This window comes from Williamsia sp. Y712, from assembly GCF_059445525.1.
The window spans coordinates 806604-827425 of record NZ_JCAIUN010000003.1; the positions used below are offsets into that span (position 1 = coordinate 806604).

Sequence of the window (20822 nt, forward strand, 5' to 3'; positions counted from 1 at the left end):
GCACCCCCCGCCGGCGCAGACGCGCTCTGTGGGCCACGGTGGCGAACAGGGTGTGAGGCCGGAGGTGGCAGTGGGCGTCAAGGGGCCGTCGAGGCCGACCAAAGCCGATGTCGCCCGCTTGGCAAAGGTCTCTCCGGCGACCGTCAGCTATGTCTTGAACAACGTCGCAGGTCAGAAGATCTCCGCCCAAACCCAGGCCGTGGTGCGCAGCGCCGCCGAGACGCTCGGCTACCGGCCCAATCTGGCCGCCCGCAACCTCGCCGTGGGTGGCAGCGGTGTGGTGCTGTACGTGCTGCCACGCATGGCGCTCAGTGAGCTACCGATCGAGGTCGGCAGCCGCCTGACAACCGCGCTCGCCAAACACGGCGTGGTCGTCTCGTTGCAATTCGAGACCAGGGATCCCGCGAGCATGAGTGGCGCGATCGCAAATCTGAACCCGATTGCGGTGACCAGCATCTTTCCGCTGTCCGGTGAACCGCTTGCGGTGGTCGAGGCTGCCGGTATCCGGCATATCGATGTGGTCAGTACCCACCTCGAGGGGTTCGATTCGCTGAATCTGTCCGTAGGTGAACTGGTTGTCGATCACCTGATCTCCAAGGGGCACAACAATCTGGCGTTTGCGGGCGTCGACGTGCCCAAGCAGCGGGCGCTGAACGGCTTTCGTCGTGACGGTGTTCGTGCGGCCGCACGGGAACGAGGGCTCCCCGAAGTCACCGCCGGGTCATTCGAGCCCAGTGGGTCCAATGCGGCGGCCATAGTCACCGAGTGGGCCGACAGCGGTGTGACCGCCATCTACGGCGCGAGCGACGAGGCCGCGTTTGTGGTGCTCCACGGGCTGCGGGAGGCGGGCTTGCGATGCCCGCAGGACATCGCCGTCATCGGCGGTGAGGCCAGCACGCTCGGGCCGGTGAGCAATCCGCCGCTGACCACCGTGAAGATCCACGCCGGTGCGATCGTCGACGCCGCCGTGGCCGCGATGATGCGTGAGCTCGGGTATCTCCCCGATGAGGATCCCAGTAGCGCGAACGTCTTTGAACTGATCCAGCGTCAGTCGACCTGATCTCGCCTGGTCAGAACACATCTGAAATTATCCGAAGAACTACTTCTGCGAACTTGGTGACGCGGGTCACTTACGCGTGTAAGCTCCCATTCAGTTCAAAGTACACAGTCAGTTCAGAGCTCGAATCAGTTCATAACCAATCCTTGCAACAAGTTGAAGTGTTCCGGCGCATGTAGGGCCCGCAATTCGGGTGGCTGCCCCCGGGATGGACCGTGCGAAGAACATCAGCCACTTTCGGATTTGAAGAGTGGTCTGCGAAGCGTGCCGAGCATGCGTGAGCGGCACAGAAGGAGGGGCAATCCGGTGACGGTGAGTGCTGGTAGTGATGTGCATTTCGACCCATACGACGTGGAATTGAACGCTGATCCGTATCCGATGTTTCGCCGGCTCCGGGAAGAGTTGCCGCTCTACTACAACAGCGAACACGACTTCTACCTGCTCAGTCGCTACGCCGATGTCCACGGCGCGCTGACAGACCCCACGACCTTCAGTTCTGCGCGTGGTGCGATTCTCGAGCTGATCAGGGCGAACATCGACATCCCGCCCGGTGTGCTGATCTTCGAGGATCCGCCGGTCCACACCGTTCACCGAAAGCTCTTGGCTCGAATGTTCACACCCCGCAAGGTGTTTGAGCTGGAACCGAAGATTCGCGAGTTCTGCGCTCGCAGTCTTGATCCAATGATCGGTGCCGGAGAGTTCGACTTCGTCGCCGATCTCGGCGCGCAGATGCCGATGCGGGTGATCGGAATGCTGATCGGAATCCCGGAGGCAGATCAGGTGGCCATCCGGGAACACGCCAACGCCCAGATGCGTACCGAGGCAGGCAAACCGATGAAGGCAGCCGAGGAAGGGATCGATACCGGTGAGATATTCGCCGACTACATCGACTGGCGCGCCAAACATCCTTCCGATGACATCGTGACCGAACTGCTCAACGTCGAGTTCGAAGATGAGACCGGGACGACCCGCAAACTCACCCGCGCAGAGTTGCTCACCTATGTCAATGTGGTTGCCGGAGCGGGCAACGAGACGACCACCCGGCTGATCGGATGGGCCGGCAAGGTTCTTGCCGAGCATCCGGATCAGCGGCGCCAGCTCGTCGAGGACAATTCTTTGATACCCAAAGCGATTGAAGAGCTGCTGCGGTTCGAGCCGCCAGGCCCCCATGCGTCGAGGTATGTGACCCGCGACGTCGAATACTACGGCCAGACCGTGCCGGCGGGCAGCGTGATGATGTTGCTGCTGGCCTCCGCCTGCCGTGACGATCGCCAGTTCCCGCCGAACGGTGATGTTTTCGACATCAATCGCGAAGCCCACCCGCACCTTGCCTTCGGTAGCGGCACACATTTCTGCCTCGGCTCGTCGTTGGCCCGTCTGGAAGGACGGATTGCGCTCGAAGAGATCCTGAAGCGATTCCCGGAATGGGACGTGGATCTCACCCGCGCGACCTTGTCCCCGACCTCGACGGTCCGGGGTTGGGACGCGATGCCCGCCATCATCCGCTGAGAGTGCAGATACCCAGTGCCAGAACACGAAAGCATCTGGAGTGACCTTCAGGGTGTTGCCTTCGAGCAGGGCTATCTGACGGTCGGTGGCATCCGGACCCGTTATCTTCATGCCGGGGATGACACCAAGCCGGTGTTGGTGCTGCTCCACGGGTCAGGCGGTCACGCCGAAGCGTACGTGCGCAACTTTGAGGCACACTCCGAGCACTTCTCGACCTGGTCGATCGATATGTTGGGCCACGGCTACACCGGCAAACCGGGCCATCCGCTCGAAATCCCGCACTACGTCGATCATTACCTCGGATTTCTCGATGCCATCGGCGCCGGGCAGGCCAGTCTGAGTGGTGAGTCGCTGGGTGGCTGGGTTGCTTCGCGCGTTGCCGCCGACCACCCGGATCGCGTCCACCGGCTGGTTCTGAATACCGCAGGCGGATCGCAAGCCGATCCGGTGGTGATGAAGCGGATCATCGATCTGTCGATGGCCGCTGCGCAGAATCCGTCGTGGGAGACCGTGCAGGCCCGTATCAAGTGGCTGATGGCAGACAAGTCGAAGGATTACGACGACATCGTCGCCAGTAGACAGCGGATCTACCGGCAACCGGGATTTGTCGATGCGATGCGCGACATCATGGCGTTGCAAGATCCAGACATCAGGGCCCGAAATCTCTTGGGGCCGGCCGAATACGGGCGTATCACCGCGCCGACCCTGGTGCTGTGGACCAGTGACGATCCGACCGCGAACGTCGACGAGGGGCGGCGGATCGCGACCATGATCCCCGGTTCACGCTTCGAGGTGATGACCGGTTGCGGGCATTGGCCGCAGTACGAGGACGCGAAGACATTCAACGCGCTTCACCTCGAGTTCCTGTTGGGAGGCTGAGGCGTGTCATCCGCAATCGACGGTGGGACGATCGGGGAGGACCGGGTCGGTCGCGCGCCACAGACGGCGAAGTTCGATGTGGTGATCGTCGGTGCCGGCCCGGTGGGGCTCACCCTTGCCAACATCCTTGGTCTCCAGAATGTTCGGACCCTGGTGGTCGATGAGCGGAATACGTTGATCGATTATCCGCGGGGGGTGGGGCTGGACGATGAATCCCTGCGTACCTTCCAGGGGATCGGCCTGGTCGACCAGGTGCTCCCGCACACCAGCCCGAACCAGATCTTGCGGTTTGTCGACGCCAAACGGCGGTTACTGGCCGAAATCGCGCCCACCGACACCTCCTTCGGATGGCCCAAGCGCAACGCATTTGTTCAGCCGCTGGTCGACGCGGAACTGCTGGCCGGGCTGAGGCGTTTCGATCACGTTCAGGTGGTCTGGAATTCTCCGATGGTGGCGGCCGACGACACCGGCGACGGTGTGGTGGTCGAACTCGCCGGTACCGGGGGACGTAGGACCGTGAGAGCGCGCTACGTGGTCGGCTGCGATGGCGGGCGGAGTGCGACAAGGCATTTGATGGGGGTGTCGTTCGAGGGGACGACATCACCGACACGATGGCTGGTTGTCGACCTGGCGACCGACCCGCTCGGTCACCCGAACATCGAGGTGGCCGCCGACCCGGCGCGTCCCAACGTGTCGGTGTCGATCGCCCACGGCATCCGCAGGTTCGAGTTCATGATCCACTCCGGCGAGAGCGACGAGGACGCGCAGAGACCGGAGTTCTTGGCGAAACTACTTGCGCCACTGGTGCCGTACCCGGATCAACTCGATGTGATCCGGCGTCGGGTGTACACGCACCACTCCAGGATCGCCGGTGCATTCCGAAAAGGCCGGATACTGCTGGCCGGTGACGCCGCGCATCTGATGCCGGTCTGGCAAGGCCAGGGCTACAACAGCGGGATCCGCGACGCGGCCAATCTGGGATGGAAGCTGGCCGCAGTGGTGACCGGTCGCGCCGATGACGCTCTTCTGGACACCTACGACAGCGAACGGCGCAGTCATGCCCGAGCGATGATCGATCTGTCGACGATGGTGGGCAAGGTCATCTCGCCGACAAATCGGCGGGTTGCCGCGGCACGTGATCTGCTGGTCCGCAGTGCGTCCGCGCTCCCGGCCCTGAAGAACTACGTGCTGACCATGCGTTTCAAGCCGATGCCCCGGTATGAGCACGGTGCTGTGTTCCACGCCGATCCCCGCCCACCTCGATCGGCGGTGGGCACCCTGTTCATCCAGCCGCGGGTGGACACCCGCGACCGCACCGGGGTTCTGCTCGACGACGTGCTGGGCACCTGGTTTGCGGTGCTGTGCTGGAACAACCATCCGCGCACGGTACTGGGCGAGCAGCAGTTCGCGGCGTGGAAAGCCCAGGGCGCCAGATTCATCACGGCCCGGCCGGAGTGTCAGCTGGAATGGACCGGACACGACGATCCCGACGTGATCGTGATCGGCGACAGCGACGGGCAGGTGAAGCGCTGGTTCGATACGCAGACCGACTCGGTCCTGTTTCTGCGCCCGGACCGATGCATAGCCGCGGCCTGTGTCGCACAACGCGCCCCGGAGACAAGTGCCGCACTGCTCGGCGTACTCGGACCAGGGCAGGTCAGATCAGGGCAAGCCGGACCAGGGGAAGGGGATACCGATGCCGCTGGCGCTCTGCTGCGTGTCGCACAGCCCCCTGCTTGAACTCCCGGGCACACCGCCGGACCTCGTCGACGACGTCGGAGCCGCGCTCGAAGTGGCCGCCGACTTCGTCCGGAGTTGGGATCCTGAACTGGTGGTGATCTTTTCGCCCGATCACTACAACGGGTTCTTCTACCAGGTGATGCCGCCCTTCTGCATAGGTAACGCCGCCCGAGGCGTCGGCGACTACGGAACGCAAGCCGATCCGTTGGATGTGCCTCGCGAGCTTGCCGATGCGTGCGCGCGGTCAGTGCTCGAAGCCGGTGTCGATGTTGCGGTCTCCGAATCGATGGACGTCGACCATGGCACCGTCCAGCCTCTGCAACGCCTGCTCGGTGACTCCCGTGCACTGCCGGTGATACCGATCTTTGTCAATTCCGTTGCGGCGCCGCTCGGTCCGTTGTACCGGGTACGGGCGCTTGGTGAGGCAGTTGGCAACTACCTGGCAGGTCTGGATCAACGGGTACTCGTCATCGGCTCAGGTGGTTTGTCGCACGATCCGCCGGTCCCTTCGCTGGCCACGGCAACCGGTGGAGTCCGCGAGCGCATGGTGCACGGGGGCAGCCAGACACCTGAGCAACGGTCTGCCCGGCAGAGCGCGGTCATCGAGGCAGCGCAGGACTTTGCCGCCGGGCGTGGACCACTGCGGCCATTGAATCCGGATTGGGACCGCGAGTTCCTGGAGATCATCGACTCCGGCCGGCTCGACGAGTTCGATGGCTGGTCCAACACGAAGATCACCAGTGAAGCCGGCAATTCGGCGCACGAGATCCGCACCTGGGTCGCTGCATTCGCGGCGATGGCCAGTCAAGGGCCCTACGAGACACCGGTGCGCTACTACCGGGCCGCACCCGAACTGATTGCGGGGTTTGCGATCCGATCCGCACAGCTGACAACCAAGGTGCGCCCATGACAACTGAACCGCTGACCGGAGAGGAGGACGCAGTGGTGGATCCAGCCGCAGCGGGGATCACGTCCCCCGGCGACTACGACAAAACAGTCGACGTGCTGGTGATCGGATCAGGCGGCGGCGGGATGACCGCGGCACTGGCAGCGGCTGACAGCGGACTGGAAACCCTGGTGGTGGAGAAGAGTTCGCAATTCGGTGGTTCCACCGCCTTGTCGGGCGGTGGCATCTGGGTTCCGGGCGCCCCTGCCCAGCGCCGCGAGGGGTACTCGCCGGATCCGGCCGGGGTGCAGGAGTACCTGCGTGCGATCACCGGTGGACTGGTCAGTGACGAACGAATCGCGCAGTACGTCAAGACCGCCCCCGAGATGATGGACTTTCTGGAGAAGTCGAGCCCTTGGCTCGAGTTCGTCTGGAAGCCGGGCTACGCCGACTATTACCCGGAACTGCCGGGGGGTTCCGAGCGTGGCAGCACCATCAACGTTCCACCGATCGACCTGCGGGAACTCGGCGACGAAGAACAGAACCTGTTGACACCCTTGGCGCTTGCGCCGAAAGGCGTGTGGCTGGGCCCCAAGGATTTGCGTGCGTTCTATCGGATCCGGCAGTCCTGGGAGGGCAAGGTCGTGCTCTTCAAACTGTTGTGGCGCATGCTCCGGGCCCATGTGTTCGGTGACCGGATTGCGGCCATCGGCCAGTCGCTGGTGGCGCGGTTACGGCTGGCCATGAAAGAACACAACATCCCGCTCTGGCTGGATTCGCCGATGATCGAGCTGATCGAAGGTCCGGATCGGTCGGTGCTGGGTGCGGTGGTCGAGCACGAAGGTGCAACGCTGCGGATCCGGGCCCGCCGGGCCGTGATTCTCGCGACCGGTGGATTCGATCACGACATGGACTGGCGTCGAGAACACCAACCAGTCCTGTCCGATGATTGGAGTTTCGGGAATCCGTTGGCCACCGGGGACGGGATCCGGGCGGCCGAGAAGATCGGGGCCGCAACCGAACTACTCGACGAGGCCTGGTGGTTTCCGGCGATCCAATGGCCCGACGGCCGTATGCAGTTCATGCTCAACGAGCGGATGATGCCGTCACAGTTCGTGGTCAACGGTGCCGGGCGCCGATTCTGCAACGAGGCGGCGCCCTACATGGACTTCAGCCACGCGATGATCGCGGGCGAAAAGACCGGGGTCACCCACATTCCCTGCTGGCTCATCACCGACTCACGGTCGTGGGCGAAGTATGTCGTGGCAGGGCACCTGCCGTTACCCAGGATTCCGTTCGCGCCCGTACCCACCGGGCACAAGATGCCGAAGGAGTGGTTGCAGTCAGGAGTTGTCCAAGAAGGGTCCACCTTGGCAGAACTCGCCACCAAGATCGATGTGCCGGTCGACGAACTCGCCAGGACCGCTGAGCGTTTCAATGAACTCGCCCAGCGAGGCCATGACGACGACTTCAACCGGGGTGACAGCAGTTACGACAACTACTACGGCGACCCGACATTGCCCAACCCCAACCTGTACCCGCTGGTGAAGCCGCCGTACTACGCCTTCCGGATGGTGCTGGGTGATCTCGGGACCTCCGGTGGACTCCGGACCGACGAGCACGCCCGCGTCCTTCGTGACGACGACTCAGTTGTCAGCGGTCTGTACGCGGTGGGCAACACCTCCGGGGCGGTGATGGGCCGGAGTTACGCCGGGGCCGGGGCCACCATCGGGCCGGCCATGACCTTCGGATATGCCGCTGCGCGTCATATCGCGGAGAACGCACCACCCGGCGAAGACGCCACACCGCAAGAAGATTCCACTCTTCCCTCACAACCGTTTCATTCCCATCGGAGGTAACCATGAAGATTTCCTTGTTCTATGAGTTCGCGCTGCCACGTCCGTGGACCCAGGACGACGAATACAAGATGTTCCAAGAGGGCCTGGCCGAGGTGGAGGCCGCCGACAAGGCGGGATTCTCGACGGTGTGGCTCACCGAACATCACTTCCTCGAAGAGTATTGCCACTCAACGGCACCCGAGATGTTCCTCGCCGCTGCCAGCCAGCGAACCAAGGACATTCGACTCGGCTTCGGTGTGATGCACCTGCCGCCGCTGATCAACCACCCCGCCCGGGTCGCCGAGCGCGTCTCGACGCTCGACCTCATCTCCGGCGGTCGAGTGGAGTTCGGGACCGGTGAATCGTCCTCCGTTGCCGAACTCGCGGGGTTCAACATCGATCCGGCGGACAAGCGTGGACAGTGGGAGGAAGCCCTCGAGGTCACCATTCGATGCATGACCGAGGAACCGTTCACCGGATTCAAGGGTGAGCACATCGAGATGCCGGCCCGCAACGTGATCCCGAAGCCGATGCAGAAGGCGCATCCGCCGGTGTGGGTGGCCTGTACCCGCCCGTCGTCGGTGCAGATGGCGGCGCAAAAGGCCATCGGTGCACTGAGTTTCGCCTACACCGGACCCGGACCGCTCGGCGACCGGGTGGCCTCGTACTACAAGGAGTTCGAAGAGCGCGGCGTCCCGTCGACGCCGGAGATCAACCCGAACATCCTCGCGATCGGCGGGGATCTGTCGATGATGGTCGCGCCGACCGAGAAGCAGGCACTTGATCGCCTCGGACTCGGTGGCGGTTTCTTCTCCTTCGGGATCATGCATTACTACATGACCGGACAACACGTTCCGGGCCGCACCGGAGTGTGGGAACGCTACCTCGAGGAGGTGGCCAATGACGACACCCTGGCCTACGGTCCGGGCCGCGGGGCCATCGGTTCGCCAGAGATGGTTCGTGAGTTCCTGCGCGGCTACGAGGAGAGCGGGGTCGACGAAATCATCCTGTTGCTCAATCCGAGGTGCCACGAAGCGACCATGGAATCGATCGAGCTGATGGGCAAAGAGGTGCTGCCGGAGTTCATCGAGCGGGACGAAAAGGCGGTCAAGGCAAAGGCTCAGCGGCTCGCGCCGGTCATCGAAAAAGTGGAGGCACGCCGTCCGGAGTCGCGGGCGCCGGAGTTCGACCCCAACTACTCCTTCGGTGGACTGCCGACCGGCCGCGGCGGAAGCTTCACCGCGAGTGAGATTCCAGAGGCCATGGCGGAGATCAACGAAGGCCGGGTCCAGGCGGCGCAGGCCGCGAAGGAGGCAGCGGCACAATGATTGCCACGGCGCAGGTATTCCGGTCATGGGCCATCTAGATCAGCTGTTGCGCTATGACGGTCGTCGCGTCGTGGTCACCGGATGCTCATCGGGCATCGGTGAGCAGGTCGCGAGGCAGAGTACTGAGCTGGGTGCCGAAGTCATCGGTCTCGACATAGCTGCGCCGGGCCAGGACTTTCCGATCAGCGAGTTCTACCAGGTGGACCTCGCTGATCGGGAGTCGATCGATCGCGCCGTGGCCGTGATCGGCGCCGACCCGATCGATGTCCTGTTCAACGTTGCCGGGGTGTCGTCGGGGATCGGGAATTCGCTCCTGGTCGTGACGATCAACTTCCTCGGCATGCGGCACCTGACCGAATCGCTGGTGGGGCGGATGCCGGACGGCTCTTCGATTTGCTGCGTGTCTTCGATGGCTGCTTCCGGGTATCGCGACAATCGGGCCACGGTTGCCGAACTACTCGCGACCAGATCGATGGCCGAGGGAGTGCAGTGGTGTCGTGACCACCCGGATGCACACGCCAACGGTGGCTACACACTGTCCAAAGAGGCGATCATCAACTATTGCATCCTGAACTCTGAATACCTTGGTGCGCGGGGGATCCGGATCAATTGCACGGCTCCCGGCGTGACCGAGACGCCCATACTCGATCAGCTGCGCACGGCGTACGGCCCGGCGTACCTTGACGACATACCGAAACCGTTGGGGCGCGTATCGACCCCGCAGGAACAAGCCGCGGTTCTGGTCTTTCTGGGTAGCAATGCCGCCAGTTACGTCTCAGGCCAGGTGGTTTGGGGTGACGGCGGAATCGTGAACAGCAACGAGCTGCGTGAACCTTTTTCAACCATCGGGCTCTCCGACCATCAAGCACATACACATGACGCGAGGAATTGACATGAGCGATCACAGTGGAGTCAGCACCGTCGAACCCACCGCGATGTCCACGATGAAGGACTTTCGCCGGGTCGCCGACGAGGTCCGGAACTGGGGCCGGTGGGGCAGCTTCGACGAACTCGGCACCCTCAACTTCATCACCGCCGACAAGGTGGCCGAAGCGGCGTCCCTGGTGAAGCAGGGCAAGGTGTTTCCGCTCGGGGTCGACTTCGGATCATCTGGTCCCCAGGGCGCCTTCAAATTTCGGCAGAATCCCGTCCACGTGATGACGGTGGACGGCGGCGACGCCGAAACCTTGGTCAAGCACTGCACGGATTGGGATATCAACTCGGTGGGCCAAGAACTGAGCGGCTTCTTTGCCGGCGAGGACAATCCGTTCCGGTTCAACGACGACATGATCATCATGCCGCTGCAGGCCGCGACACAGTGGGACGCGTTGTCGCACGTGTATTACGAAGACAAGCTGTACAACAACTTTCCGGCCGATTCGGTGACGAGCATGGGTGCCAAACACTGTGGGATCGACAAGGTGGATGGCAAAGGGATCACCTCCCGCGGAGTGCTGCTCGACGTGGTCCGCCATCGCGGGGCCGAGCTGTATCTCGAACACGGCCAGACGATCACCCCCGCCGAACTCGACGACGTCGCCAGGGCCCAGGGAATCACCATCAGACGCGGTGACGTCGTCCTGGTCCGCACAGGTTGGTGGGCGCGATTCCTCACCACCGGTGCCGGATCCGAACCCGGAGCCGGACTCGACTGGACCTGCGCATCGTGGTTGCACGATCACGAGGTGGCCGCGGTAGCGTCGGACAACCTGATGGTCGAGGATCCGGTCTCGGCTGTCGAGGGCACGTTCCTTCCGATGCACATGCTCTGCCTGCGCGACATGGGGTTGATGCTCGGCGAATACTGGGATCTGACGGCGCTGGCCGCCGATTGCGCAGCCGACGGCGTCTACGAGTTCCAGTTGATCGCACCACCTTTGCGCGTCACCGGGGCCGTGGGATCACCGGTCAATCCGATAGCGATCAAGTAGCCCGCGATGACACACAGTACGACGGCGACGAACAGGGCCACGGCGACAAATACGGCCACCGACGGGCCGGCTGATACCAGACCCCTGGTGGTCGGACTCGGCGGCACACTGCGTACCAACTCGTCCACCGAGCGGGTGCTGCGGTTCTGCCTCGAATCGATCGAGCGGCAGGGCGGACGCACCGAAATCTACAGCGGCACCGACCTCGACATGCCGATGTACTCGCCACACGAACTGGAACGGACGCCGCAGGCGCGCAAACTGGTTGATTCCCTGCGCAGTGCCGATGCGGTGATCGTGTCGTCCCCGGGCTACCACGGCGGCGTCTCAGGGCTGATCAAGAATGCGATCGACTACATCGAGGACCTGCGCGACGAACCGCGGACGTACCTGGACAACACTCCTTGGGGTTGCATCTCCTGCGCCTACGGCTGGCAGGCGGCCGTGGGAACGCTGGGGCAACTCCGGTCGATCGGGCACGCGTTGCGGGCGTGGCCCACACCTTTGGGCGTTGCCATCAACTCGGCTGACCAGATCTGGGATGACTCAGGTGAATTGACGAACGAGGCGGTCCGCGGGCAGTTGGACATGCTGGCCGGACAGGTGCTGACCTTCGCCGGCGCGGGTGGGCGGCGGTCATGACGGTCTCGGCAGGCCGGCTGCCGCCCGACCATATTTCACGCAGACATGTGGTGGTGGACGGACATTCCACCAGCTACCTCGAAGGTGGCTCGGGTGACACCGTGGTGCTCTTGCACGGTGGAGAGTTCGGCGCCAGTGCAGAATTGGGCTTCGAGCGGATTCTCGACGCACTCGCCGAGCGGTTTCATGTTCTCGCACCCGACATGCTGGGCTTCGGCGAATCGGCGAAGGTGGTGGACTTCAACGACGGCCGCGGACTGCGGATCCGGCACGTCGCGGCCTGGTGCCGGGTGCTGGGTGTGGACTCGGCCCACTTCGTCGGGAACTCGATGGGGGCGGTCATGCTGTTGGCCGACCTCACATCAGATCGCCCGGTGTTACCGGTCCGAAGCCTGGTGGCCATCTGCGGTGGTGGAGAAATCCAGCCGAGCCAACACATACAAGCGCTGTACGACTACGACGCCACGATGCCGGCCATGCGTCGGGTTGTCACGGCCCTCTTCCACGACGCCTCATACCCGGCGGATGGGGACTTCGTTCGCAGGCGCCACGAGTCCGCGACTGCTCCGGGAGCGTGGGAAGCGGTGGCAGCAGCCAGGTTCCGGCGGCCAGGACCGGCGTCGACATCTCCGGTGACGGCTGATCGGCCCTATGAACGGGTCAAGGTGCCCACACTGGTCGTCGAGGGCGAGTGCGACAAACTCCTGCCTCCGGGTTGGGCAAAAGAACTTGCCGACCAGGTGCGGGTGGGTTCATCGGCGGTGGTTCCACAGGCCGGTCATTGCCCGCAGGTAGAACAGCCGGCCGCAGTGAGCCGGCTTCTCATCGAATTCTTTGAGAACCAGTGCGCGAGTGCGCGCGCGACCGAACGACGGAAGTGATGGCGATGGGCGAACTGGCAGGCAAGGTCGCAGTGGTGACGGGCGGAGCCGCGGGCATCGGCGCCGCGACGGTCGAGAGGTTCCTGGCCGAAGGGGCCCAGGTGGTTATCGCGGATACCGACCGGGTCGGTGGCGAATCCCTCGCCGCCGCATATGGACCCGAAGCGATATTCCAATCGACCGATGTCTCCGACCCGCTGCAAGTAGAACGGCTCGTCTCGGTTGCGGTGGATATGTTTGGCGCCCTGGACATCATGGTCAACAACGCCGGGGTCCCCGGAGTCATGCACAAGAACTTCCTGCAGGATGACCTGGCCGACTTTCATCACGTGATGGGTGTCAACCTCCTCGGGGTGATGCTCGGTACCCGAAACGCGGCCCGCTACATGGCAACTGCAGGCGGTGGCTCGATCATCAACGTGTCGTCGGTGGGCGGCGTGTTGGCAGGCGGCGGTGTGATGACCTATCGGGCGTCCAAAGCCGCTGCCATCCACTTCACGAAATCGGCGGCCATCGAACTGGCCGAGTACGACATTCGCGTCAATTGCATTGCACCGGGCAACATTCCCACCTCGCTGCTCGCCACATCCGCGGCAAAGATGCCGCCGGAGGCGGGGGAGCGGTTCACCAGGGGTGTGCGCGAGGCCATGAAGGCCGACCGGCCACTCAAGCGGGATGGCGAGCCCGGGGACGTGGCAGAAGTCGCCCTGTACTTCGGTAGCGATCGCTCCTCATATGTGACGGGAACGGTCCTACCGGTCGACGGTGGCACGGTCGCCGGTAAACCGCTGAAGAAGCGGAACTTCTCGGACAAGTCGTCTGCCGCTGCCCACAGCAACGGAGAAAGAAGGCCCGTATGAAAGTGACGGTCGAACAATCCAAGTGCATCGCTGCCGGACAGTGCGTCTTCGAGGCAGCAGATGTTTTCGATCAACGTGATGACGACGGGATCGTCGAGCTGCTCGACGATCATCCACCCGCCGAACTGCATGGGCACGTCAGGGAAGCGGCGGCGGTATGTCCCGCAATGGCCATCCACGTGGAGGAATGAGCGCACCCATTGCGCCCGCGTACCGCCCTCGATCTTCCGATAACCCCTAAGGAGTGACCATGTCTGACTCGCTGCCGAGCACCACAATCGAAGGAACCGGGGACGTTCCGGACTACCCGATGGAGCGGTCGGCGCAGTGTCCGTTTGCGCCTCCCGCGGAGGTCCGGGCACTGACGGACACCGATCCGCTGAGCCGCGTCCGGATCTGGGACGGCAGCACACCATGGCTGGTCACGGGGTACCCCGAGCTGAAAGCGCTGATGGGTGATCCGCGGGTCAGCGTCGACGACAGGCGCCCGGGCTTCCCACACTGGAATGAGGGGATGCTGTCGACGGTTGATCTGCGGCCGCGGTCGGTGTTCACCTCCGATGGTGAGGAGCACACCAAGTTCCGTCGAATGTTGACCCGTCCCTTCACCTTCAAGCGCGTTGACGCGATGCGCCCGGCCATCCAGCGGATCACCGACGAGCACATCGACGCGATTTTGGCCGGCCCGCAACCCGCCGACCTGGTCGAGGATCTGGCGCTGCCGGTGCCGTCGCTGGTGATCACCGAAATGCTGGGTGTCCCATACGAGGATCACGAGTTCTTCCAGGCGCATGCCACCACGGGGGTGAGCCGGTTTGCCTCGGCCGAGCAGGCGGCAGAGGGGCGGACCGGATTGGCCAGGTATTTGATCAAGCTGGTCAAGAAGAAGATGGACGAGCCGGCCGAGGACATCGTGACCGAGTTGGCCGAGCGGGTTCGGGCCGAAGAAATCACCATGCGGGAGGCCGCGCAGCTCGGCACCGGACTGCTGATTGCCGGCCACGAGACCAGTGCCAACATGATTTCGCTGGGTACGCTGGCGTTGCTGCAGAACCCGGAACAGCTTGCGTTGCTGCGTGACTCCGATGATCCGAAGGTGCTGGCCAACGCGGTCGAAGAATTGATGCGGTATCTGAGCATCATTCAGAACGGGCAACGCCGAGTTGCGGTTGAGGACATCGAGATCGGCGGCAAGACGATCAAGGCGGGGGAGGGCATCATCATCGACCTGGCCCCGGCCAACTGGGATGCCAGGGAGTTCCCCGAGCCCGACAAGCTGGATATTCTCCGGCCCGCCCGTCAGCAGGTCGGCTTCGGCTTCGGCGTTCACCAGTGCGTGGGCCAGCAGCTCGCGCGGGTGGAGTTGCAGATCGTCTTCCAGACCCTGCTCCGGCGGATCCCGAACCTGAAGTTGGCGATTCCGTTTGAAGACGTCGAGTTCAAGCACGACCGCCTGGCCTTCGGCGTCTATCAGCTGCCGGTCACCTGGTAGCGCCCGAACCCACCCCCACCCCACCCCGTCTGCGCTTGGGGAATTATCGGTCGGGGGAGGTGCCGATGATGCCGTCGGCCTGCAACGCGGCGATCTCGTCGTCCGTGAGGCCGAGTTCGGACAGGATCTGATGGTTGTGCTGGCCCAGCAGGGGCGCAGGCGATCGATGGAAGTGGTCGATGCTGTCGGTGAACCGGATCGGTGTGGTGCTGTGGGCCGCGGGTCCGTTGACCGGATGATCCACTTGCTCGAAGAACCGGCGATATGCGAGTTGCGGAATCTCGGTTGTCCGGTGCGGCTGCATGACTTTCGCCGCGGGTACTCCGGCGTCGCAGAGTAATTCGACGGCGGTGTCGCTGCCCATCATCAGGAAGAAGGCGGCGAGTTCGGAGTCGATGAGGTCGTGATGGCGGTGGCGACCAGCGGCATCGTCGAGCCGGGGATCCATCGCCCACTCCGGTCCGCCGAGCGCTTTTTGCATCGCGGTCCACTGGGTGTCGGTGGCCACCGCCACCGCGATCCAGCAGTCATTTCGGCCGAATTCATCGACATCGGCGGTCCGGTAGAGGTTTTGCGGCGCGGCCACGGGTCCTCGATTTCCATCCCGCTGCAGGATGTTTCCATATGCCGAGTACTCGGTGACCTGTTCGGCGGCGATGGACAGTGCCGCATCGACCATTGCGACCTCGACCTGCACACCTTCTCCCGTGCGCTTGCGGTGCTCCAAGGCCAGCAGCAGCGCACCCAGCGCATGGATTCCGGCATTCGGGTCGCCCAGAGAATACGGCTCGAGTGGATTGGCGTCGGGATACCCTGTCAGCCAGGTCAATCCGGACGCATCCTCGATGACGTACGCGAATGCCGGGTTCTCCCGCCAGGGTCCGTCGAGACCGAAGCCCGGCATCCGCACCATGATTGCGTCTGCACGCAGGGCGTGGACTCCGGCGAAGTCGAGACCGATCTGATCGAGTACTCGCGGTGTGTAGTTCTCGACGATGATGTCGGAGGACGCAACGAGTTCCCGGAGCAGTTGCTGCCCCCGGTCGGTCTGGAAGTCGAGAGTCAAACTCTTCTTGTTGGTATTCAGACCGGAGAAGATGGGTGAGCGTTCCCACCACTGGTCTTCGGTGACGGGAACACCTGCGATGAGCCGGGTTCCGTCGGGCCGTCGGGTCGACTCCAGGTGGATCACCTCGGCGCCGAGCATCGCGAGAAAGTGGGTGCAGGACGGTCCGGCCCAGTATGCGGTCATGTCCAACACTCGCAGCCCGGCAAAGGGAAGTTGTTTGTGGGCCAGGGGATTCGTGGGTGTGGCACGCCGACGCGGCGGCTCGGCACGGTGGTGATCGGTGTGCTCGCCGAGGTGGGGCGCCGGCTCCGGCGGGCGAAGCTGTGCCGGCTGCATCCGGAAAGGCGACGTGGGTTGGTCGAATCCGTCCCGCGGGTTCGTCATGAAGGTCCGACGTTCTCGGAAATGGTCCTGCGCGGTGGCGTTCTCACCATTGACGACCGGGGCATTGGGGATGCGCAGCGCACTGGCGAACTCGCGGATGCCTGCGACATCCTGCTCGGACAGCCAAGCGTAGATGTCCGGGGCGTGCTGCTGAGCCCGCTCGGTGAGGGTGAGTGTCGATTCCTCATCCATCCATTCCGGATGCCCGACCATGACCGCGAGGTCGAACCACTGCTGCATGGTGCCGCAGCCGAGTGCCACCAGCCCGTCGGCCGCGGTGGCCACGCCGGGAACACCGGCGGCGCGCTTGGTTCGGAAGGGTCGCTGCAAGACGTCGAAGAAGCTGACGGAATAGTAGGTGAGACACAGGATCTCGGTCTCCAGCATCGAGACGTCGACCAAGTCGCCGATACCGCTCTCGGTGGTGCCGATTCTCGATGCGAGTGTCCCCGCGCTCGCGTAGGCGCCGGTGAGCCATTCACCCACCTGACCACCCACGTGAACCGGTGCCCGGTCCGGCGATCCTCGTCCGAGCCCGACGATGCCGCCCGAGGCGGCCTGCACGGTGAATTCGGTGGCCGGACGATCGCTCCACGGTCCATCCAAGCCGAATGGCGTGATCGCGGTGACGGTCAGGTGCGGATACCGGCGATGGATTTCTTCGGCGGTCAACGATGGCTGCTCGGTGATGCGCGAGTCCCGCGACCACACAACGGCATCGGCCCCGGTCAGCAGTTTTTCGAGGAGTTCGAGATCGTCGGGATTGTCCGGGTCGACGACGACGCCGTCCTTGGAGCAGGCCAGGTGACTGAACAGGGCACCATCGGAGTCCGGTGCGATCCGTGCGCCCGAGGCGGACCACCTGCGCAACGGATCACCCTCGGGTGGTTCGACTTTGATGACCTGGGCACCGCCGTCGGCCAGGAGTTTGGTGCAGTACGCCCCCGCGATGCCCACCGACAGATCGACAACCACGTATCCGTCGAGCGGGTAACCGGCACCGGGTATGGACATATCGACTACTTCTTCTTCTTCTTGCGACCGGACTTGCTCAACCTGAACTCCGGCGGGTACTGATCGTCGTTGCCTTTCACGGTGTTGTTCAGGCCGCGGCCGAACGTGTCCTCGTCTTCGAGCATCACCTCGTCGCCGTCGGCCGCGATGTTGCTGCCCATCGACTCGAAGAACGCCGACATGAGGCTGCCCATGTACTCGCCCTGTTGCTGTTTCATGATTTCGAAGAACGTCTTCTGCATGAAGACGGTATCGGTCGGGCGAGTGCGCGCACAGGAGGTCGCGTACTTGTCGACCTCTGCCTCGAGGTCCGCGCGGGGCACCACACTGTTGATGAATCCGCAGGCGTCCATCTCGGCGGCGGTGAAGGCCCGTCCGGTGAACACCATCTCCTGAAACTTGCGCAGTCCCATGGCCTGTGCCCACGTCCACATCCGCGGACCCCAGCCGTGATAGCGGAATGACGGGTGCCCGAACAGGGTGTCGTCAGCCGAGATCAGCAGGTCGGCGTCCGCTGCCTGATAGAAGTGCCAGCCGTAGCAGTAGCCCTTGGTCTCCACGATGCTGATCTTCTTGAACTCCTGCAGGCTGCGACATCCGGCCTGTGGATTGGCATACCACTGGCTGACCGACGCACCGAACCGAAATGACCCTCGCGGCGGTGCCGTGACGTCGTCTTCGTCGAGTTTGAACTCGCGGAGCCGGGCCTGCGGAGAATCCGCATTCTGGTTCGCCATGAACTCGGGAAGATCTGCGCCCGAACCGAAGTCATCACCCACGCCGCGTATCACCAGTACCTTGACGTCATCATCGATGCTGCATCGGTGGATGAGGTCGCCGTAGCGCAGACGTGCCGCTGCGGTCGGTGCGTTGAGCTGGTCGGGACGATTGAAGGTGATCGTTGCGATCTTGGTCTTTCGGTCCTTCTCGAAGAGGATGATCTCCTCGGGCTTGGGCAATGAATCGGTCATGCTGTGCTGACTCCCTCTGTATTCGCCTTCACTGGGGGTTATCCGGTCCACCAGGGAGCTGTGGTGAGAACCTCGGGCCCGTGGTCGGTGATCAGGACGGCATCGCGACCGAAGGCTGCACCGCGGCCCTGCGTCCAGAGGTAGCTCGTGACGGCCAAGACCATGCCCGGCTCAAGTATCTCGGAGGCGTTGGTCTCCGGTAGATGCGGCGATACGACGGGTGGGTCGAAGCCCAGGCCCAATCCGTGCGCAACCGGAGTCGGTGGCAACGGCTCACCGGCCGCCTCATACGCCGATAGGAGCGCGCCGGCTGGTACTCCGGCCTGACAGGCGTCAAAGAGACGTTCTCGCAGGGCTTCCGAGCGGCGATACAGCGACCGGATCTCGTCGGTGACCTCACCCACCGGCCACGTTCGACCGACCTCGCCGGTATACCCCCTGTCGAGGACTCCGGCCGCAAAGGCGACGAGATCGCCGTTGTGGACGTCACCTGCTCCGTTGGCGCGCCGGCCGTGGTGGCCGGGCGAGGTCACCCACGCTCCGTCCTGGGTGGCTGGGGTGCTGACACCGCCTGCGGCCATCGCCTCCAGGAGGACGCCCGTGAGCCGCTGCTCGCTGATCCCGGGCCGGAGTTCGGAGACCGCCGAGGCCAAGCCCACCTCGGCAACCCGCAGTGCTTCACGGATGGACGCGATCTCGTCATCGGTCTTGATTCGGCGTGCGGTCCGTAGTGCCACCTCCGCATCCACCAACTCGGCATTGGGGAATGCGTGGGGCAGCAGTTCGGCGAACCCTGGCGACAGAGCGTCGATCCCGACCCGGCGGGCCGTTGCAGCACCGTTGATCTCCTTCAATACCGCGATGATGTTCATCGGGTTCCATGCGATGCCGTACAGGTGATCGTGGGGGATGTCATCCGGGATGCCCTCGTCCCAGGTGCTGAGCAGGTGGATCTCACCGGTCTCCCGGGACAGGACACAGTTCGGTGCGAATGGTCGTGTGCCTGCCACCCACAGTTGGGTCGCGCCGGTGACGTAGCGGACGTTGGCCTGTCGACCCAGAACGAGTATGTCGAGGTCATGGGCCTGCATCTGGGCCAGTGCGCGCTCTCGCCGTCCGGTGCGAAGAGCGCGATCATCGGCCAGGATCTCAGTCGCCATAAGGCGTGTACGGGTAGTCGGTGAGCGGCGCGAAGCCCTCTTCGGTGATGACCACGATCTCCTCACTGCGGTAGCCGCCGGTGCCGTCTTCCCAGACAACCGGTTCCAGTACCAGCACCATCCCGGGTTGCAGGACGAAGTTCTTGTCGTAGGTGGGACCCAGATCGGTTCCGATCATGGGCATTTCGGCCGCTGAGGTACCGATGCCGTGGCCGAGGTAGAAGTGTGGAAGCCAGGGTTTGGACCCGCCGTTCACTGCGATGGCCGCGGTGGCCAGATCCTCGAGCGTGACACCTGGCCGCAGGGTCTCGAACACCGCGGTGATGAGGTCCTTCCAATGCCGGAACTGTGCCTGCTGACGTGGTGACGGGTCTTGTCCGACAATCCAGGTGCGACCGAAGTCGGAGCAGTACCCCGAGTAGGTGATGCTGACGTCGACCCAGAGGACGTCGCCGGCACCGAGTTCGCGTTCGGTGGTCAGCAGTGGAAGCGCCAGATCGCCGTGGGTGGTCCAGACACCGGTGTCTTTGCTCGACGGCATCACCTGCCAGATGGCATCGAGCATGTTGGCCGTTGCACCGCGCTCGAATGCCCGCCGGACAAAGCCGGCGGACAGGTCTATCTGCCGCATCCCCGGAGCCAGGGCTGCCTGGACCTCGACCATCGCTTCTTCTGTTATGCGGCAGGCGTTTCGGATGCAGGACAGCTCATCAGGGGTCTTGATGAGCTTGGCGGCACCGATGATCAGTGCGGCGTCGCGCGGCGGCCCCGAGGGGAACAAGCGCTTGGCTGCTCGCAGCATCGCCCCGGTGCTCTCGTCGACGGCGTAGATGGCGTCGGCAGGCACCAGGTCGGCCAGTGCCCGGGCAAAGGTTTCGACGCCCTCATCGAACTCCAGATAGACCGGTGGCAGCACATGATCGTCGGGCAAGACCGAATCTTCCGGTGCGCCATCGCGTATCGGCAAGAAGAGGTAGGGCCATTCGTCGTCGGGCAGGATGACCGCTACCGGTCGCTCGACGTGGGACAGTCCGGCATCACCCAGCGGCCAGCTCACGCCGGTGGCGTAGGCGACCGCGTTGTTGCCGAGGAGGATCAACGCACCGATCCCGCGCTGCACCATCTCCGCGCGGATGCGGACACCGACCTCATGTCGCATCCGGCCGAGGTCGGGTTTGTCT

Annotated in this window: 18 protein-coding genes; 14 read left to right on the top strand and 4 right to left on the bottom strand. The window is 63.8% G+C overall.

The window, feature by feature from the left end; genetic code table 11:
- The first annotated feature begins 70 nt into the window (after positions 1-70).
- From AC1D75_RS23015 to AC1D75_RS23080, 14 genes are all read left to right on the top strand, one after another.
- The gene (locus AC1D75_RS23015) at positions 71-1060 is read left to right on the top strand and encodes a LacI family DNA-binding transcriptional regulator (RefSeq protein WP_495517697.1); all 990 of its coding nucleotides are present in this window, start codon (positions 71-73) and stop codon (positions 1058-1060) included.
- 303 nt (positions 1061-1363) lie between these two features.
- Positions 1364-2566: a cytochrome P450 gene (locus AC1D75_RS23020; protein ID WP_495517622.1), complete on the top strand. Its 1203-nt coding sequence runs from the start codon at positions 1364-1366 to the stop codon at positions 2564-2566.
- A gap of 15 nt (positions 2567-2581) precedes the next feature.
- Positions 2582-3445 (top strand): alpha/beta fold hydrolase, encoded by an 864-nt coding sequence (locus tag AC1D75_RS23025; RefSeq protein ID WP_495517623.1) that lies wholly within the window; start codon positions 2582-2584, stop codon positions 3443-3445.
- 30 nt (positions 3446-3475) lie between these two features.
- Positions 3476-5185 carry a bifunctional 3-(3-hydroxy-phenyl)propionate/3-hydroxycinnamic acid hydroxylase gene (locus AC1D75_RS23030; RefSeq protein ID WP_495517698.1) on the top strand — a complete coding sequence of 570 codons (1710 nt, stop codon included), beginning with the start codon at positions 3476-3478 and terminating at the stop codon, positions 5183-5185.
- A complete protein-coding gene (locus tag AC1D75_RS23035; protein ID WP_495517624.1) occupies positions 5142-6095 on the top strand; it encodes a 3-carboxyethylcatechol 2,3-dioxygenase in 954 nt (317 codons plus the stop codon). The genes AC1D75_RS23030 and AC1D75_RS23035 overlap by 44 nt, the downstream gene beginning before the upstream one ends.
- Positions 6092-7930: an FAD-binding protein gene (locus AC1D75_RS23040; RefSeq protein WP_495517625.1), complete on the top strand. Its 1839-nt coding sequence runs from the start codon at positions 6092-6094 to the stop codon at positions 7928-7930. Before AC1D75_RS23035 ends, AC1D75_RS23040 begins: the two co-directional genes overlap by 4 nt.
- Before the next feature lie 2 nt (positions 7931-7932).
- Positions 7933-9237 (top strand): LLM class flavin-dependent oxidoreductase, encoded by a 1305-nt coding sequence (locus AC1D75_RS23045; RefSeq protein ID WP_495517626.1) that lies wholly within the window; start codon positions 7933-7935, stop codon positions 9235-9237.
- A gap of 25 nt (positions 9238-9262) precedes the next feature.
- The gene (locus AC1D75_RS23050; protein ID WP_495517627.1) at positions 9263-10129 is read left to right on the top strand and encodes a coniferyl-alcohol dehydrogenase; all 867 of its coding nucleotides are present in this window, start codon (positions 9263-9265) and stop codon (positions 10127-10129) included.
- A 43-nt stretch (positions 10130-10172) separates the two neighbouring features.
- Positions 10173-11168, top strand: a complete 996-nt coding sequence (locus AC1D75_RS23055; RefSeq protein WP_495517699.1) for a cyclase family protein — start codon at positions 10173-10175, stop codon at positions 11166-11168.
- A gap of 6 nt (positions 11169-11174) precedes the next feature.
- The gene (locus AC1D75_RS23060) at positions 11175-11810 is read left to right on the top strand and encodes an NADPH-dependent FMN reductase (protein ID WP_495517628.1); all 636 of its coding nucleotides are present in this window, start codon (positions 11175-11177) and stop codon (positions 11808-11810) included.
- Positions 11807-12691 (top strand): alpha/beta fold hydrolase, encoded by an 885-nt coding sequence (locus AC1D75_RS23065; protein WP_495517629.1) that lies wholly within the window; start codon positions 11807-11809, stop codon positions 12689-12691. The genes AC1D75_RS23060 and AC1D75_RS23065 overlap by 4 nt, the downstream gene beginning before the upstream one ends.
- 5 nt (positions 12692-12696) lie before the next feature.
- Positions 12697-13551 carry an SDR family NAD(P)-dependent oxidoreductase gene (locus AC1D75_RS23070; RefSeq protein ID WP_495517700.1) on the top strand — a complete coding sequence of 285 codons (855 nt, stop codon included), beginning with the start codon at positions 12697-12699 and terminating at the stop codon, positions 13549-13551.
- Positions 13548-13742: a ferredoxin gene (locus tag AC1D75_RS23075; RefSeq protein WP_495517630.1), complete on the top strand. Its 195-nt coding sequence runs from the start codon at positions 13548-13550 to the stop codon at positions 13740-13742. Before AC1D75_RS23070 ends, AC1D75_RS23075 begins: the two co-directional genes overlap by 4 nt.
- 59 nt (positions 13743-13801) lie before the next feature.
- Positions 13802-15043, top strand: a complete 1242-nt coding sequence (locus AC1D75_RS23080; RefSeq protein WP_495517631.1) for a cytochrome P450 — start codon at positions 13802-13804, stop codon at positions 15041-15043.
- A gap of 43 nt (positions 15044-15086) precedes the next feature.
- Here the strand turns inward: AC1D75_RS23080 and AC1D75_RS23085 are convergent, their stop codons facing one another.
- From AC1D75_RS23085 to AC1D75_RS23100, 4 genes are read right to left on the bottom strand one after another with little or no spacing between them, the layout of a single operon-like run.
- Complete coding sequence (locus AC1D75_RS23085; protein ID WP_495517632.1) at positions 15087-17510, bottom strand: CaiB/BaiF CoA-transferase family protein; 2424 nt, start codon at positions 17508-17510, stop codon at positions 15087-15089.
- A gap of 5 nt (positions 17511-17515) precedes the next feature.
- Positions 17516-18481, bottom strand: a complete 966-nt coding sequence (locus AC1D75_RS23090) for an enoyl-CoA hydratase/isomerase family protein (protein WP_495517633.1) — start codon at positions 18479-18481, stop codon at positions 17516-17518.
- A 38-nt stretch (positions 18482-18519) separates the two neighbouring features.
- Entirely contained in the window at positions 18520-19641 is a 1122-nt protein-coding gene (locus AC1D75_RS23095; protein ID WP_495517634.1) for a M24 family metallopeptidase, read from the bottom strand.
- Positions 19631-20800 carry a M24 family metallopeptidase gene (locus tag AC1D75_RS23100; RefSeq protein ID WP_495517701.1) on the bottom strand — a complete coding sequence of 390 codons (1170 nt, stop codon included), beginning with the start codon at positions 20798-20800 and terminating at the stop codon, positions 19631-19633. Before AC1D75_RS23100 ends, AC1D75_RS23095 begins: the two co-directional genes overlap by 11 nt.
- Positions 20801-20822: the final 22 nt, after the last annotated feature.

Excerpts from the sequence above, each read along its gene's own strand:
- AC1D75_RS23075 (WP_495517630.1), top strand. The coding sequence starts at position 13,548 with ATGAAAGTGACGGTCGAACAATCCAAGTGCATCGCTGCCGGACAGTGC.
- AC1D75_RS23040 (WP_495517625.1), top strand. The coding sequence starts at position 6,092 with ATGACAACTGAACCGCTGACCGGAGAGGAGGACGCAGTGGTGGATCCA.
- AC1D75_RS23095 (WP_495517634.1), bottom strand. The coding sequence starts at position 19,641 with ATGGCGACTGAGATCCTGGCCGATGATCGCGCTCTTCGCACCGGACGG.
- AC1D75_RS23035 (WP_495517624.1), top strand. The coding sequence starts at position 5,142 with ATGCCGCTGGCGCTCTGCTGCGTGTCGCACAGCCCCCTGCTTGAACTC.
- AC1D75_RS23060 (WP_495517628.1), top strand. The coding sequence starts at position 11,175 with ATGACACACAGTACGACGGCGACGAACAGGGCCACGGCGACAAATACG.
- AC1D75_RS23080 (WP_495517631.1), top strand. The coding sequence starts at position 13,802 with ATGTCTGACTCGCTGCCGAGCACCACAATCGAAGGAACCGGGGACGTT.
- AC1D75_RS23100 (WP_495517701.1), bottom strand. The coding sequence starts at position 20,800 with ATGCGACATGAGGTCGGTGTCCGCATCCGCGCGGAGATGGTGCAGCGC.
- AC1D75_RS23065 (WP_495517629.1), top strand. The coding sequence starts at position 11,807 with ATGACGGTCTCGGCAGGCCGGCTGCCGCCCGACCATATTTCACGCAGA.
- AC1D75_RS23070 (WP_495517700.1), top strand. The coding sequence starts at position 12,697 with ATGGGCGAACTGGCAGGCAAGGTCGCAGTGGTGACGGGCGGAGCCGCG.
- AC1D75_RS23090 (WP_495517633.1), bottom strand. The coding sequence starts at position 18,481 with ATGACCGATTCATTGCCCAAGCCCGAGGAGATCATCCTCTTCGAGAAG.
- AC1D75_RS23050 (WP_495517627.1), top strand. The coding sequence starts at position 9,263 with ATGGGCCATCTAGATCAGCTGTTGCGCTATGACGGTCGTCGCGTCGTG.
- AC1D75_RS23085 (WP_495517632.1), bottom strand. The coding sequence starts at position 17,510 with ATGTCCATACCCGGTGCCGGTTACCCGCTCGACGGATACGTGGTTGTC.
- AC1D75_RS23055 (WP_495517699.1), top strand. The coding sequence starts at position 10,173 with ATGTCCACGATGAAGGACTTTCGCCGGGTCGCCGACGAGGTCCGGAAC.
- AC1D75_RS23045 (WP_495517626.1), top strand. The coding sequence starts at position 7,933 with ATGAAGATTTCCTTGTTCTATGAGTTCGCGCTGCCACGTCCGTGGACC.